General features: G+C 59.4%; 10 protein-coding genes and 1 pseudogene. 8 read left to right on the top strand and 3 right to left on the bottom strand.

Features of this window, described 5'->3' with window-relative positions:
- The first annotated feature begins 13 nt into the window (after positions 1-13).
- The 7 genes and pseudogenes from MESS2_RS20030 (at position 14) to nadE (ending at position 9,842) form a co-directional block, all read left to right on the top strand.
- A pseudogene (locus MESS2_RS20030) lies at positions 14-1,118 on the top strand (IS5 family transposase).
- Entirely contained in the window at positions 1,115-1,441 is a 327-nt protein-coding gene (locus MESS2_RS20025) for a hypothetical protein (protein WP_008876255.1), read from the top strand. Before MESS2_RS20030 ends, MESS2_RS20025 begins: the two are co-directional and overlap by 4 nt.
- An 816-nt stretch (positions 1,442-2,257) precedes the next feature.
- Positions 2,258-4,735, top strand: a complete 2,478-nt coding sequence (locus tag MESS2_RS20015; RefSeq protein WP_083918620.1) for a calcium-binding protein — start codon at positions 2,258-2,260, stop codon at positions 4,733-4,735.
- Positions 4,736-5,051: 316 nt separating this feature from the next.
- A complete protein-coding gene (gene asnB, locus MESS2_RS20010; RefSeq protein WP_008876250.1) occupies positions 5,052-6,989 on the top strand; it encodes an asparagine synthase (glutamine-hydrolyzing) in 1,938 nt (645 codons plus the stop codon).
- Between the two features lie 18 nt (positions 6,990-7,007).
- Positions 7,008-7,268, top strand: a complete 261-nt coding sequence (locus tag MESS2_RS20005; protein ID WP_008876249.1) for an acyl carrier protein — start codon at positions 7,008-7,010, stop codon at positions 7,266-7,268.
- Between the two features lie 22 nt (positions 7,269-7,290).
- Positions 7,291-8,838, top strand: a complete 1,548-nt coding sequence (locus MESS2_RS20000; RefSeq protein WP_008876248.1) for a class I adenylate-forming enzyme family protein — start codon at positions 7,291-7,293, stop codon at positions 8,836-8,838.
- Positions 8,835-9,842, top strand: coding sequence for an NAD(+) synthase (gene nadE, locus MESS2_RS19995; RefSeq protein WP_008876247.1), 1,008 nt, complete (start codon positions 8,835-8,837; stop codon positions 9,840-9,842). The genes MESS2_RS20000 and nadE overlap by 4 nt, the downstream gene beginning before the upstream one ends.
- 30 nt (positions 9,843-9,872) lie before the next feature.
- On the opposite strand, the gene MESS2_RS19990 is transcribed toward nadE, so the two are convergent.
- The 3 genes from MESS2_RS19990 to MESS2_RS19980 all read right to left on the bottom strand — a co-directional run bounded on the left by MESS2_RS19990 (position 9,873) and on the right by MESS2_RS19980 (position 13,777).
- A complete protein-coding gene (locus MESS2_RS19990) occupies positions 9,873-10,988 on the bottom strand; it encodes a hypothetical protein (RefSeq protein ID WP_008876246.1) in 1,116 nt (371 codons plus the stop codon).
- 284 nt (positions 10,989-11,272) lie between these two features.
- Positions 11,273-12,373: a glycosyltransferase gene (locus tag MESS2_RS19985; protein ID WP_008876245.1), complete on the bottom strand. Its 1,101-nt coding sequence runs from the start codon at positions 12,371-12,373 to the stop codon at positions 11,273-11,275.
- 9 nt (positions 12,374-12,382) lie between these two features.
- The gene (locus tag MESS2_RS19980; RefSeq protein ID WP_244440038.1) at positions 12,383-13,777 is read right to left on the bottom strand and encodes a GumC family protein; all 1,395 of its coding nucleotides are present in this window, start codon (positions 13,775-13,777) and stop codon (positions 12,383-12,385) included.
- 351 nt (positions 13,778-14,128) lie between these two features.
- Between MESS2_RS19980 and MESS2_RS19975 the strand changes: the two genes are divergently transcribed.
- A complete protein-coding gene (locus MESS2_RS19975) occupies positions 14,129-15,433 on the top strand; it encodes a VpsF family polysaccharide biosynthesis protein (RefSeq protein ID WP_244440037.1) in 1,305 nt (434 codons plus the stop codon).
- Positions 15,434-15,522 lie beyond the last annotated feature (89 nt).

Below are 15,522 nucleotides of genomic sequence, written 5' to 3'. Positions count from 1 at the left end.
TGGGGATTTGTGGATGCGCGGCTCAGACGAACGGACAGGCTCGCTGTTTTCGTATGTCGACCTTGAGGCGCGCGTTCGACGTGACCATCCGCTGCGGGTGATACGGGAGATCGTGAACGCGGCTCTTGTGGATATGGACGGCGATTTTGCGGTGCTTTATCCGCCTGGGCTTGGCCGCCCATCGATCGCGCCGGAACGTTTGCTGCGTGCGATGCTGTTGCAGGCGTTCTACGGCATTCGCTCGGAGAGTCAGTTGATGGAGCGGATGGAGTTTGATCTTCTGTTCCGCTGGTTCGTGGGGCTTGGTGTTGACGAGCCGGCCTGGGATCATTCGAGCTTCACCAAGAACCGGGATCGGCTGTTGGAAGGTGAGATCGCGGCAAAGTTTCTGCGCGCGGTGCTTGCTCAGCCGAGGGTGAAGCGGCTTTTGTCGTCGGATCACTTCTCGGTAGACGGGACGCTGATCGAGGCCTGGGCTTCGATCAAGAGCTTCCGCCGCAAGGACGGAGACGATAACGGCCCGGATGGAGCAGGGCGTAACGCCGAGCGCGGCTTTCCTAAGGAGAAGCGCTCCAACGACACACACCAGAGCACGAGCGACCCACAGGCACGGCTCTACAAGAAGGGCGACGGGCAGCCGGCGAAGCTCTGCTACATGGGGCATGCGCTGATGGAGAACCGTCATGGGCTGGCCGTCGATGGCGGCATTACCCAGGCCACGGGCACGGGCGAGCGTGATGCCGCGTCGCCATGTTGGACCGCAGGCCGTCGCGGCGACGCATCACATTGGGCGCCGACAAGGCCTACGATGTACGCCAGTTCGTCAAGGACCTGCGCGAGCGCAAGGTCACGCCGCACATCGCCGTCGACGGCCATCTGAGCAAAACCGGCAAGCCTCGCGTGACGGCGATCGATGACCGCACGAAGCGCCATCCGGGCTATGATGTCAGCCAGCGCTGCCGCAAGCGGATCGAGGAGGTGTTCGGCTGGATCAAGGCCTCGGCCGGCATGGCCAAGGTCAAGCTGCGAGGATGCGCCCGTGTGGGCGCGGCCTTCACCTTGAACCTGCGGCCTACAATCTGGTCCGCTTGCCCAAGCTGCTGGAGGCGCAGATATGAGCGTCACCGGCCGCTGGCGGATCGTCGCGATGCCCGACCATGTCGGGGACTATCGCGACATGATGGAGCCCGCCTACATTGAGTTCGCGGCGGATGGCTCCGGCGAATTCGCCTTCGGCTGCGTCACCGGACAGATCTTCGGCGCAGGTGACGGCAACAATGTCACCTTCTCCTGGCAAGGCAATGACGAAATGGACGAAGCCCAAGGCGATGGCTGGGCTGAAATCCAACCGGACGGCTCTATCAACGGACAAATCTGCTTCCATCGCGGCGACGAAGCAGACTTCGTCGCTCGCAAGTGGACTTCTTCAACAGCCTGCTAGGCGGGGCGCGGCCTGGTTGTGCGCATGCGGTAAGAATAGCCGGATAAATTAGAAGTATCTTATAGGTGTGCAAAATATTTCTTTGATGGTCACTCACGAGACCTTAACAACACGTTACGGATATGTTACCGGTCTAGCTGCGGAGGGCAGCGCGGTGATGATCGCCGCAGCTCCAATTGAAAGCGCTGAGAAGTTTCATGGGGCAGGGGGCGCCATATGAGTTTGCGCGGCCGATGTGGCTGCATTCCGAAGCTGAGACTGTATCATAATGTCTGCCCCAGCTAAAAAAGCGGTTACCTATCCGGCCTTTATTGCTTTTTTGATTTGCGCTGTATTTCCTTTTATTTATAGGATGTTAGATCAATCAAAAAATTACGTGTGCAATCCAGAGAGCATTATTCCTAAACTAGATAGGGCAATTGGTAAGTTCAGTTTAGGTGAGATTTGTGCAGCTAATGAAATGCTGTATGTGAATTTTTTTGCTATTATATTGACATATTCTTTTTCCTATGCGTTTATATACGGGTACAATTTCAGATCCATAAGTCTACAATCTATTAGACAAAAAAGTATTCGTGAGTTATTGATTGGAAATGTAATTACTATATTTTGCTTAATCCTTCTAATTAACATGATCTTTGATTACTACTATGATGACTTGACATTTAAGAAGAGATTATTTTCTATCGCGGCATACAATGATATTTTGAGGTATGCGTTTAGCCAAACGCTTTTCCTAATGATTGTGACGAATTTTGTAATCTGGGTGACTACGATGCTAATTTCGGCGCGGGTATTCAAACGGGATGGTGAGTGATGCCGGGGATTCAAGTAGAAATAGCTGGCGTTGAAATTGATCTAGAAACACTTGGTGTTTTTGTATCTCAAATTTGTGAATCTCTTCAACTTTCAACTGTTCCGGCCTTGCAGACTGCCGGAGAAATTTTATCAACGGCAGGGGATGCTTTTCAGTCTGGTGTTATCACTGGGAATGAAGGCGTATTGAATGCTATACTGAAGGGCGCTACGGAGATAGGTGCCTCGGCGACTCTTGAGGCCGGTTTCTTCCGATTTATGCAAATATCAGGACTAGGCAACTCAGTTCTTGTTCAGTCGTCTGCGTTTATTGCGGGAGAATTAACTCCGATTCTTGGCGCAGCATTGGCAGCAGAACTTGCTCCAATTATTGTGTTTTCTGTGGTTGCAATCGGAATCTGGTATTTTAGTGATGAAATAACGGACGCCATTTTTGACAACGTTTTCTCCCCCCTCCTCAACATCATCCACGACCCCCTTGTTCTCGACCTTGACGGCGACGGCGTCGAACTCTCGCCGCTGGCCGGTTCGACCGTCCATTTCGACTACGACCAGGATGGTTTTGCCGAGCGCACCGGCTGGGTATCGGCCGACGACGGCCTGCTGGTTCTCGATGCCAACGGCAACGGCACGGTCGACGGGGCCGGCGAGCTCTTTGGGTCGCCGACGCAGGACGGTTTTGCCGTTCTGGAAACCTTCGACAGCAATGGCGACGGCAAGATCGACGCTTCGGATGCGGTGTTCGGTGCGCTCAGGGTCTGGCAGGACCTCGACCAGGACGGAGTCTCAGACGCCGGCGAGATGATGACGCTGGCCGAGGCCGGCATTGTCTCGATCGCGTTGACGCGAACGGATGTGGCAGGCACCAATGCCGGTCACGATGTCGGCTACGAAGCACTGTTCACCCGTGCCAACGGTAGCACCGGCACCGCGCAGACCATCTATTTCCAGACCGACCGGCAGGATACGCAGGGCGACAGCACACCGGCCTTCACGCCGGCGGAAGGTGTCGACAAACTGCCGCAGCTGCCGGGTTCCGGCCAGATCAACTCGATCGCCTGGAAGGCGACGCAGGACGCTGCCTTCAAGGCCGACTGGACCGCGCTGACCGACAGTGCCGCGACACTCTCGCCCGATGAATTGCATGCTGCCCTGGAGAACCTGCTGCTGCGCTGGGCATCGGTGGATGGAGTCGCCGAGGGAACACGCGGGCAATATGTCGACGCCCAGCACCTGGCGTTCGTGGAAAAGTTCTTCGGCGCGGAATACAAGGAGATCTTCACGGGTCAGCTGCGCGCGACTTCGCCAACGACCGAGCGGTTCGGCGCAAACGTCGAAGCGAGTTTCGATCAGATCGTCGATGCGATGCTAACGGCCTTCCTGGCGCAGACGGCCGGAAGCGTCATCGCCAGGGGCGGGGACCTGATCGACGCGCTGGAAAGCCCGTATTTCTTCTATGCCTTGGTTGATTTCCGGCACGAATGGCCTGCGGGCACCGAGCCGCCGGAGACGCCCGGCAATGTCGGCATGGTGCTCGACCTCATCAAGGGGATGATGCCCGAGGAAGCCGGGGCGGCAGCCAGCTATCTGGTAAAGACGATCGCCGGCCTGGACGGCGTCGTTTCGATCGCCTTCGACAATGATCGCGCGGCCTATCTGACGACCGCCAACACCGTGCTTTCGACGATCAGCGACGTCGATCTGCGGCTGATCGCCACCGAGATTGTCAAGGGCACGGCGGCACTTGGAACGGATGGCGTCGATGGCGTGGTGCGCGCCGAGGGCGACAATCTGTTCATCGGCGGCAAGGGCGACGACCTGCTGGCCTCCGGCGCCGGGAGCGACCTGTTCGTCTATGCGCATGGCGACGGCACGGACTATATCCGCGATACGTCGACATCGCTTGTCGAAAAGGACACTTTGTTCCTCACCGACCTTGCCGCGAGCGATCTCACCTTCGAGCGGATCGGCGACGACCTGATCCTGAAGATATCGGGTTCGAGCGAGAAGATCGTGTCGGAGGATTTTTTTGCGAACTGGGGTGTCGAAAACCGCGGCATCGACCGGATCCGCTTCGCCGACGGTTCTGTGATGAACCGCGAGGCGATCCGCAGCCACACGACCACTGTCGGCGACGGCCGCAGCAACCTTGTCCAGGATACCGCGCTCAACGACGTGCTGCAGGGCGGCAAGGGGCACGACGAGATCAGGATCGGCGGCGGCAGCGACACGATCCTCTACGCCGCCGGCGACGGGTTCGACGTGATCAACGACAGCAGCGGCGTCAAGACGGAGGCCGACAAGCTTGTGCTTGCCGGCTTTGCGCCGTCCCAAGTCCAGTTGTCGCGGGTCGGCGATGCCTTGACCATGGCTGGGGCATCGATGCCGATGGAAACGCCGGCGGCATGTGCGACATCTGCAATGGTGGGGCGCTTGCGCTGCACGGTGGTTGGTCCAATTGAAGCGCTTCAACGCTAGCAAGCGAAGTGCTGTATCCTCAATAGATTTTCGTTCTAATTTTGAGTTGCGGTGGCGAAATTGACGCTGAATGGGAGGCTCCCTTGGAAATCCGTTCTTCGCGCCGCTGGTTTTTGAAATTTTTTCAATTGCGCTGAAAATGATCTGCAAGCCGTCATGGGCCCAATGGCAGTGGAAGCCGGGCGGCGACCCAACAGGCGCGATTGATGCCTTAACTTCCCGTTAACTGCATGCGCGGGGAAAATATCCGATTAACCGCGGATGCCTATTTTCGCGGCTATATATCAGGTGGTTGCTGTTCACATGAGTCTTGGGAATGTGCGGATTCGGGGGCTATTTCGGTTCAATCCGGGATGCGGAAGCTTTGCTTACGCGCATGATAGCGGCGATCGCCCATCGTGGACCGGATGAGCACGGGAAATTCGTGGCGCCCGACGCCGGGCTTGGGCATGCGCGGCTGTCCGTGGTCGGGATCGGTGATGGCCAGCAGCCGATGTCGGATGTGTCAGGCGATTTGACGATTGCGTTCAACGGCGAGATTTTCAACTACGTGGAACTGCGCCAGGGGCTGCTGGCCAAGGGCCGCCGCTTCCGCACGTCGAGCGACACGGAAGTCATCCTGCAGCTTTACGACGAGATGGGCGAAGACTGCCTGTCCCTGCTGAACGGCGATTTCGCCTTTGCGCTATGGGACAACAGGCGACGGCGCATGGTGCTTGCACGAGACCGGATGGGTGTCCGGCCGCTGTTTTACACCAGCAAGGACGGGGTGCTTTATTTCGCCTCGGAGATCAAGGCTCTACTGGAAGTACCCGGCATCTCGGCCGAGATCGATCCGATTGCGCTCGACCAGATCTTTACGCTGTGGGCGCCGATCGCCCCGCGCACTGCTTTCCGCAGTATCCAAGAGCTGGAGCCGGCGAGCATCATGATAGCGGAGCAGGGGCAGGTCACGATCAAGCCCTATTGGCAGCTGGACTATCCGCATCGGGACGCGCAGTTGAAGGTCGCGAACGAGGACCAGGCGGCTGAGGAACTGCAGGCGCTTTTGACCAATGCGGTGAGGCTTCGCATGCGGGCCGACGTGCCGGTCGGCTCCTATCTTTCGGGCGGGCTCGATTCCTCGGTTGTTTCGGCACTTGCCGCCGGCATGACGCCTCGGAAACTGCAGACATTCTCCGTAGCGTTCGACAGTGCCGAGCATGACGAAAGCGCCTTCCAGACCGAGATGGCGTCAGCACTTGGCGCTGATCATCGAACCATCCTAAGTCGCACGGGCGATATCGCCCGTGTCTTCCCCGAAGTCATCCACTTTGCCGAGAAGCCGATCATCCGCACGGCGCCGGCGCCGCTCTATCAATTGTCCGGCCTGGTTCGCCAGGCCGGCCTGAAGGTCGTGCTGACCGGCGAGGGTGCCGACGAGGTGTTCGCAGGATATGACATCTTCAAGGAGGCGCGTGTTCGCCGGTTCTGCGCGCGTCAGCCGGCATCGCGCATGAGGCCAAAGCTGTTCCGCAAGCTCTATCCCTATCTGCCGGGCCTGCAACAGCAATCCGTCGAGTATTTGTCCGCATTCTTTGGCGTCGACAACGCTTCCCTCGACGACCCGCTGTTCTCGCATCGGCCACGCTTCAAGACCACGGCGGCGGCGAAGATATTCTTTTCAGGCGACCTGCGTGCAACGTTGAACGGTTACAACGCGGTCGAGGAGATAACTGACCGGTTGCCCGAGGCATTTTCGCTCTGGCACCCGCTGCATCAGGCGCAATATCTCGAAACCCGCTTCCTTCTGCCTGGCTACATCCTTTCCAGCCAAGGCGACCGAATGGCCATGGCGCACGGTATCGAAGGACGTTTCCCTTTCCTCGACCATCGTTTGGTGGAGTTCGCAGCAAGGCTTCCGCCGGAAATGAAGCTGAAGGGATTGGTGGAAAAGCACATTCTGCGCAAGGCAACCGGGCACCTGCTTCCGAAGGCGATCGGGGAGCGTACCAAACAACCTTACCGGGCCCCGGACGCCCGCTCCTTCGTGGGAGCCGGAGAACTGGATTACGTCCGCGACGTCTTGAGCGAAACGAGCATCGCCGCCGGCGGACTGTTCAACGCCAAGGCGGTGGCAAATCTTCATGAGAAATGCCGCACGCAGCCGGCGTCAGGGTTCCGCGACAACGCCGCCTTCGTGGGCATTTTGTCGACGCAACTGTGGCAGAAGAATTTCACCGGCCAACAGGTCGGTGCGGCACGAGCAGCTTGAGAAGGGAAGGAAAGAAAAATGGTTACAATCAAGGACAAAGTCAGAACTTTTATCGTCGACAATTTCTTGTTCGGCGACAAGTCGTACCCGCTTGCGGATACAGCCTCGCTGATCGAGAACGACATCATCGACTCGACCGCCGTGCTGGAACTGGTGGCATTCATCGAGGACGATTTCGGCATAGCGATGGTCGATTCCGACGTCGTGCCGGCCAATCTGGATTCGATTGAACGCCTCTCATCCTTCATCGGTGCGAGAGCAAAGGCGCTGGCAGCTTAGGTGCGGTCGGTGAGGAGCGTCCATGCGGATTGAAAATTTTCTGGTTGCGAAGGCCGCTGCCCATCCCGCCAAAACGGCATTGATCACCAAGGACAAAAGGCTGTGCTACGAGGAGTTGGACGATCTTTCGAGCCGCCTGGCCGCCGCTCTTTTCGCGAACGGCATCAGGCGCAACGACCGGGTCCTGATCTTCATGGACAATTGCTGGGAGGCTGCGGTTTCGATTTTCGCGGTGCTCAAGGCAGGGGCGACGTTCAGTCCGATCAACTCATCCACCAAGGCCGACAAGCTCGCCTATATCATCGGCGATTGCGACACTGCGGCGATCCTCACGCAGGCAAAACTGATGCCCGTCGCCGCCGAGGCATGCGTATCAAGCGGCAAGACCGGCATCTTCGTGGCATCCACCGCTGGTGCCGATAACCAATGCCCGGCAGGGGCGATATCCCTGGCTGACTGCCTGACGTTCGAAGCCAAAGAGATAGACCACCGCGGCATCGACGTCGATCTTGCGATGCTGATCTACACTTCGGGCTCAACGGGCCGGCCCAAAGGCGTGATGATGACGCACCGCAGTTGCGATGCGGCGGCCGACTCCATCACCACCTATCTGCGCAACTCGCCAGATGACATCATTTTGAATGTTCTTCCGCTCGCCTTCGACTATGGTCTCTATCAGTTGCTGATGGCTGTCAGACTGGGCGCTACGCTCGTGCTCGAAAAGTCCTTCGCTTTTCCGCAAGCGATCTTCGAACGTATCCGCGAGGAAGGCGTCACAGGTCTTCCGCTCGTGCCCACGATGGCCGCGATGATCCTGCAGATGCGTGACCTGACGCCGGGCTTCCTGCCCAGTCTTCGCTATATTTCGAACACGGCGGCAGCCTTGCCGCAAGCTCACATAGAACGCCTGCGTTTCCTTTTTCCCGGTGTCAGGCTCTATTCGATGTATGGCCTGACGGAATGCAAGCGTTGCACCTATCTGCCGCCCGAGGAGCTCGATCGCCGACCGGGGTCGGTCGGGATAGCCATTCCGAACACCGAAGCCTTCGTCGTCGACGACCAAGGGCAAATCGTGCCGCCGGGCGTGGCGGGTGAGTTGGTCATTCGCGGGCCGCATGTCATGCAGGGTTACTGGCGAAACGAGGCTGCAACCGAACGAACCCTGCGGCCAGGCCCAAACCCCTGGGAAAAGGTTCTCTACACCGGCGATCTGTTCAGAACCGATGAGGACGGCTTTCTCTTTTTCGTCGGACGCAAGGACGACATCATTAAGACGCGAGGCGAGAAGGTGGCTCCGAAGGAAGTGGAGGCCGTGCTTCACGCCCATCCGGGCATCGCCGAGGCCGTTGTCGTCGGCGTGCCGGATCCAGTGCTTGGGCATGCGATCGGCGCACTCGTCATACGCTCGGACCCGACGATCAGCGAAAAGGATGTCATGCGCCACTGCGCGCGTCATCTTGAGGATTTCATGGTTCCCAAGGTCATCGAGTTCCGCTCGGAATTGCCAAAGACGGATACGGGCAAGGTCAGCCGCCGCCTTGCGGCGGAAATGATGGAGGCCGCCCCATGAGTGTTCGCCCGAGCGAGGACGCGAAGACCATTCTGGCGCAGGCTCTGGCGATCGACCCATCCGCCGAGACGGAGAGGATCGTGAGCGCCTTGCGCCAGCAGTTGCGCGGGATTCGCAAGCGGGGCCTCACGCTCGGTCTTTCCGGCGGAATCGATTCAAGCGTTTCGGTGGCGTTGGCTGCGCGCGCCGCCGGCCCGCAGAATGTTTTATGCCTGTTCATGCCGGAGAACGATTCCGATCCGGAAAGTCTGCGGCTTGGCCGCCTTGTCGCCGACACGTTCGGTGTCGAGGCTATTGTGGAGGATATCGGGCCGGCCTTGCGCGCGATGGGCTGCTATGAGCGTCGCGACGCCTTCATCCGCGAACTGGTGCCGGAATACGGCGAAGGCTGGGCCTCGAAGATCGTGATCGCCAACGCGCTCGAGAGCGAGGGCTACAATATTTCCTCGCTGGTGGTGCAGGATCCCAAGGGCAAGCAGACGAAAGTAAGAATGCCGCTGCCGGTCTATCTCGGTGTCGTCGCCGCCACCAACATGAAACAGCGCACCCGCAAGCAGATCGAGTATTATCATGCCGATCGCCTGAACTTCGCCGTTCTTGGAACGCCGAACCGGCTGGAATACGATCAAGGATTCTTCGTCAAGAACGGCGACGGCGCCGCGGACGTCAAGCCGATCGCACATCTCTATAAAACGCAGGTCTATGCGCTGGCGGCCTATCTCGGTATTCCGGAGGAAATTCGGAACCGGCCGCCGACCACCGATACCTACTCGCTGGCGCAGACGCAGGAGGAGTTCTACTTCTCGCTTCCCTATGACCGCATGGATATTTGCCTTTGCGGCCTCAACAAAGGCATGGCGGCCGAAGTGGTGGGGCAGGCGGCGGGACTAGACGCCGCGCAAGTGGAACGCGTCTGGGCCGACATCGCCGCCAAGCGAAAAGCCACGCGCTATCTGCACCTACGCCCGCAACTCGTCGATGAAGTCGAGGAAGTCGGTATCTGATCTGCTTCGACCGGGCCACTGAAGAGCGCTTCAGGTGAAGCGGCCGCCGATCAGCTGGCTCCACTGCTCGCCCGCAAGCCCGTTCAGGAAGACTTGCGAGTTCTTCATCGCATCCATGAGCGCTGGATCGCGTGAATGCACGACGGTCGAGGCAACCGGAACGAAAGCTATACGCCGCCCAAGCATTGCTTCCAGAAGTGCGGGTTGGATGCGGCCGCGCAGGCCGCAGACACGGCGCGCCGCGGCATGATCGATCAGGCAATCGATCACTGAACCCGCCTGGCCGGAGAGGGCAAGGATCTGCAGCACGCGACCTATCCTATCCGGTCGTGCGTAATAGGCAAAAGCGCCGACATTGGTGCCGGTCGGCGATGCCACGGAAACATAGACAAGCTCACCCAGATCCGGCTTTTGCGCTGCGTCGGTCAAGATATGATCGAGTTGGCTTTCCGTCCAATCCGGGCGCAGAGCGAAGTGGGCGGTAAACGGCTCGATGAGTTTAGCAAATGCATCGCTGTCGATATCTGCCGTTCGAAATGCTCCATGGCCTGCTCCGTCCGCCGCCACGCCAGACCAGCGCCGTTCGTTGTGCTTCATTCTCCTGCAGTAAAACCGGTCTAAGGCATGTGCGAACGGATTGAGTATCCGGGCTAGCCCTGTGCGATTGGCGAGAAGGCTGACCATAAAGGTCGACGGCCGCATTACGCGCACCCAGTCGAGGCTGTATTGCGGCAGGACCACGCCGCGCAGCCGGGTCCACAATCTCGCGGAAATGTCATTCGCCGTCTCGCTGAAGGAGATGTCCTGCGGTCCATCCAGGAAAGCCTTCAGCAAGCGGGCGCCGGCCATGGGATCGCGCTCATGATCCTCGACCATCAGCGAGCTGCATGCCGCGGCGCGCAGTTGCCGGCCGTTGAACGTCATCGGCAATGTATGAACGCCGACAAATCCGGACACGCGACCGGCGTCGTTGACGTGGACCAGCGACCGGAGGTCGCCACTGCCACCGGGCGCGTCCAGATAGAACCGTTTCATATACTCGACGAGGGAGGCCGGGGCTTCGGTCCCGTCCTTGCGCAGCACGCGTTGAAACATGCCCGCGACAGCCTGAAGGTCACCAGCTTCCAGGGCGCGGATGGTGCTCAAGCCGAGCTCCCGGCGCCGAGGTCTAGCCCACGGGCCATCGCAACCCAGGGTTTCTCATTGGCTATCGCGATGGACGTCAGGCGTTCGCAGGAAAAGCGGCGCAATCTCAACCAGTTGCAATCGCTGCCGCGGCCGACGGATGAATTTTGATGCTGCAGCAAGACAGGCTCTTTGCTTGGCGGATGAAAACCAGGGTACTTGCTGTTACCAACTTCGGGTAAACCGAAATTAAAGTTCTTGTAGCGAATTGAGTTTTGTCGGCTCGGATCACAAACGCGACGCGCTTAGAGCAACGCTTCGTATTGATCCCCGATCCTTTCAATTTCGAAATCCGCCGCTCTGCTCTTCAGGATGGCGACCGAAGTCGGATGGTCCAGCATCTCGGCCATCGCCTTTGCCAAGGCGGCGGCATCGCCAACCGGCACCAGGGCGCCGAACCGGCCGTCGCCAAGAATCTCGCGCGGGCCATGGGGCGCGTCCGTGGAAACTACGGGGACACCGGCAGCCATCGCCTCGACCAGAACATTGCCAAAGCCCTCGCTCGTGGATGACAGGACGAACAGGTCGGCTGCGGCATAACAGGCCGCGGGATCGTTGACGTAGCCGGCAAAGAGCACGTCGGCGCGGACACCGGATTCTTCGGCATAGGCGCGCAACTCGGCGGCCAGCGGACCTTCGCCGAAGACGACGAGTCGAGCACGACGGCTGGCGCGCAGGAGAGCGAAGGCCCGGAGCAAAGTCAGGTGATCCTTGACCGGCACCAGGCGTCCGGCGGTGGCGATAACCGGGCCATCGCCCATCGCTGCCAATTCCGCCTGCCAGGGATATGCCTGCGGCGCCGCGGCCGGCGGCAGTGGGTTGTTGATGACGACAACCTTGGATTTGGGGAAGCCGCGGGCGATGATATCGCGGCCGACACCCGCCGAAACGGTGATGGCCTCGGTCGCGCGTGCTGCAACCAAAGAGGAAAGCCAGATCGCCATTCTTGCGCCAAGGCTGCCGGAAGGCAGTGAGGCAGCTGCGTGGAAGCTTGGAAAGAACCTCGCCCGGCTTCGCGCCAATGAGAGCGCCAGCGCGACGACCAGATTGGCGAATTCGGGCGCGCTATAGACCGCATGGGGATCGATCGATCTGAACAAACGTGCGCTTTGCAAGAGGCCTTTCAGCGTTGCCGATTTGCCGTAACCCTCACCCCGGATGGGAAGGCCGAAATCGACCAGATGCACGGCAGGGGAGCGCAGCGCGGCGTTAGGCCCTTCCGCGTTCCAAGTGAAAAGTGTGACATCGTGCCCACGGGACGCCAGTTCATTTGCCATGAGGACGAAGACACGCTCGGCGCCGCCGCCCCTGAGACTGGCAACATGAAAAATGACGCGCTTTGCCATGCCTGGGGTTCAGGCTCGGCTGGCGCCAACGCCCGATCGGTTCGGCGGCTGCCAAATGTCGCGCATGATGCCCATGGCCATGGCAAGCAGCATGCCGAGCGCAAAGCCAGCGAAAGCTCCCGCGCCTATCACCAGGGCAGTGCTGGGCGGCCAGGAGCGCGCCTTTGGCGGCACCGCGCTGGAAATCACCTGAACATTGGTGGTGTCGATCTGCTCGCGCCCGGCGATCTGGCGCGCCCGCGACAGGAAGCTCTCATAGATCGTCGTCTTCGACGCGGCGTCGCGTTCAAGCTCACGTAAAGCGACCTCGGACTCGTTGTCGGAGAAAACATTGCCTCTCAGATCATTCATTTTGGTGTTGAGAGAAGTCCACGAGGCTTTGGCTCGATCAAGGTTGGCTCTTGCCGTGCCGACGGTGCGGGAGAACTCCGCGTTGAGTTGAGAACCGACAGTTGCCAATTCCGTCTTGAGCCTGACGATCGTCGGGTGGCGTGGACCAAAGGTCATGGACTGCGAATCGATCTGCTGCCGCAGGAGGTTTGCCTTTTCGCGCAGAGCGGCAAGTGCTTCAGAAACAGCAGGGTCGGGATTGGAGCCGTTGACACCCGAGGCAACCAGGGCGTCGTAGCTCGCCTGCGCGGCGATGACGCGCGATTGCGCCTCCACGATTTGGCTGTTGAGCTGCGTCAGTGTTTGCGAACTGACAAGCTGGCCATTGCTGGTGGACAGGTTACGGCTGCGCCTGTAGGCCTCGACCTTTTCCTCGGCCGTTTGCACGTCGCGCTTGAGCTGGCCAAGCTGAGCGTCAAGCGCAGCGGCGGCACGACTGGCCCCGTCAGCCTCGGCCTTGGCCAGCTCTTCCTGGAAAGTCTTGACTATGGCTTGCGAGATCTCGATCGCCTTGCCGGCGGTTTCCGCCGATACCGAAAGGGTTGTAACAAACGACGTTTCATCCGCGGTTGTGCTGACCCGCTCATCCAGGTTCTTCAGGGCGATAAGCTTCGGATCGGACTTGCTGCCGCTCACGCCAACGCCAGATGAGGTGCTCCCATCCGGGTCGAAAAATTCCGGATCACTGGTCAGATTGAGTTTGTCCACCACACGCGAAAGCACGTTGCCCGAGATCAGGATGCGCTGCTTGCTGCGCGCGTTGAGCAGTTGGCCGTCGATCTGGCCCGACTGCGAGTAAAGATCGTTTTCCACAACCTGCAAATTGGCGGGATTGATGAGGATTTCCGTCGCGACGGTGTAGCGCTGTTTGCTCAGCAAGGCATAGGCGCCACCGACGACCGCGCCGACCACCGCCAGCATGCAAGCCAGGGCGAGCCCGGCCCGCAACCAGACAAACAGGCGTCGAAAATCAAGTTCGAGGAAATCGCCGATCTTGTCCAGCGTCACCGTCACGACTGGCTCGGATGCATGCGGTGGCACGACCGGCGCGGCGACGCGTGCCGTGGTTGGGGCACCGGTTGGGGCGTGTGCTGTCGCTGGGGCACCTTGTTGCGCCATTGCCCTGCGCCGGGCGCTGGCGATCCGTTCGAGTGCGCTGATATCGGAATCCGCCGCGGACGGGGAAGAGGGGCCGGAGGCGGCAGGCATGATGCAACCCTATTATTCGTTACGCGTGCCCTGCTTACAGAAACATCGTTAACATCTCATTTTCCAAGTTGGCTTATTTACCGTTTCACGCGCCACATCCGTTCATTGAATCTTGAATGAACGTCATTGGCCGGGATACCTTTGGGACCCGCTTGGATGGCCATGAGCTCTATCGCCGCCGGATCGGAACGATTGCAGTCCAGCCAGGCTCGCCGCCAGAACGCGTTGTCGATTCTGTTTTTCCTGTGCGCGGCATTCGCGTTCCTGCTTCGCTTCACGGTGTCGCCGCAGATAATGAACATGGTCGTCGACTATACGGCCCAGGGCGGTTCGTTCTACGAGAAACTGCATTTCGGCACCTATGCCATCTTCCTGTTGCTTGCTTTCGTTCTTTTCAGCCGACCGTTTTTGCTGCGGGGAGACGAAATTGGACTGTTCAAGGCGCTGATGCGCTATTCGGCGCTGATGTTCGCGCTGGTGCCGTATCTGTTCATCACCGGCCGTGCGGGCTCGTCCGGATTCATCATCGATACCTATCTGGTCGCGGGCGCCGCGGGTCTGCTGATGCTGGCATTGAATGCGGATGTTCGGCGGGCGTTGGGAGACGTGGTGCTTGGCATGGCGATGCTGAGTGCTGTGATCGGCACGATCGAGGCGCTCACTCAACAGCGGCTTTTGCCTTACGGTTTGAACGAACTGCAGTTCAGGCCGACCGGCCTGTCGGCACACCCACTGGCACTGGGCGCGCTCTGCGCCACAGCAATCGGATTCGTGCCGCTGACACGCTGGCGCATATGGGCGCGGGTGACGGCGATCCTGGTCCTGCTCGTCGGTTGTGCCGCGTCAGGCGCTCGTGCTGCCCTGATCCTCGCTGCGTTGGAAACCCTCATTCTGCTGCTGTTTGTGCCGTGGCCGCGCCTGACGCCCAAGCATCAGCGACAAGCCAAGTCCGTCGTGCTGCTATTTGCTCTGGCCGTCGGCGCGGTGCTGGTGACCGTGCTGGTTTCGGGCGGGCTGCTGAACCGCTTCAGCAAGACGATCTTTGACGAAAACTTCATGGCGCGGGTGACGATCTACCAGGTGTTCGGACTTGTCAGCTGGAAGGACATCCTGTTTGGCATGAACGTCGATGACCTCCTGAAGATCGTCAACGAGAAGCTGCATCTGCCCTACATCGAAAGCGCGCCTGTGGTCATCGTCATGCTGTTCGGCTTGCCGATAGCGCTGCTTTTTACCGCACTGATATTCTGGTTCATTTTTCGGCTGCTGCGTGGGGCGCCGATGCCGGCATGGATCGGCACCCTAACATTCTTGCTCGCTGCCCTATCGAACAACGCGCTGTCGTCGAAGACGCCGGAGATCACGATCATCGTGGTGCTGCTGCTTGCCTATAGAAACCCGCCGGAGGTCGCATCTTCGGTCGCTGTCGCAGCCAGGCCGAACCTGGATCGGGTCCGCTAGGCGCAGCCTCTAAAGCGCGTAGCGCTTTAGATTCTTGTTTTATGCATGTCGTTATCGCAAAACCGCTGCGCACTTTTGCGCGACATGCA

The sequence above is a fragment of the Mesorhizobium metallidurans STM 2683 genome, assembly GCF_000350085.1.
GTDB classification, from domain to species: domain Bacteria; phylum Pseudomonadota; class Alphaproteobacteria; order Rhizobiales; family Rhizobiaceae; genus Mesorhizobium; species Mesorhizobium metallidurans.
Note: the sequence above shows the minus strand (reverse complement) of the source record. Positions and strands in the feature narration are given on the sequence as shown.

Bases quoted from the DNA above. Each gene is read 5' to 3' on its own strand.
- MESS2_RS20025 (WP_008876255.1), top strand. From the start codon at position 1,115: ATGAGCGTCACCGGCCGCTGGCGGATCGTCGCGATGCCCGACCATGTC.
- MESS2_RS20015 (WP_083918620.1), top strand. From the start codon at position 2,258: ATGCCGGGGATTCAAGTAGAAATAGCTGGCGTTGAAATTGATCTAGAA.
- asnB (WP_008876250.1), top strand. From the start codon at position 5,052: ATGTGCGGATTCGGGGGCTATTTCGGTTCAATCCGGGATGCGGAAGCT.
- MESS2_RS20005 (WP_008876249.1), top strand. From the start codon at position 7,008: ATGGTTACAATCAAGGACAAAGTCAGAACTTTTATCGTCGACAATTTC.
- MESS2_RS20000 (WP_008876248.1), top strand. From the start codon at position 7,291: ATGCGGATTGAAAATTTTCTGGTTGCGAAGGCCGCTGCCCATCCCGCC.
- nadE (WP_008876247.1), top strand. From the start codon at position 8,835: ATGAGTGTTCGCCCGAGCGAGGACGCGAAGACCATTCTGGCGCAGGCT.
- MESS2_RS19985 (WP_008876245.1), bottom strand. From the start codon at position 12,373: ATGGCAAAGCGCGTCATTTTTCATGTTGCCAGTCTCAGGGGCGGCGGC.
- MESS2_RS19975 (WP_244440037.1), top strand. From the start codon at position 14,129: ATGGCCATGAGCTCTATCGCCGCCGGATCGGAACGATTGCAGTCCAGC.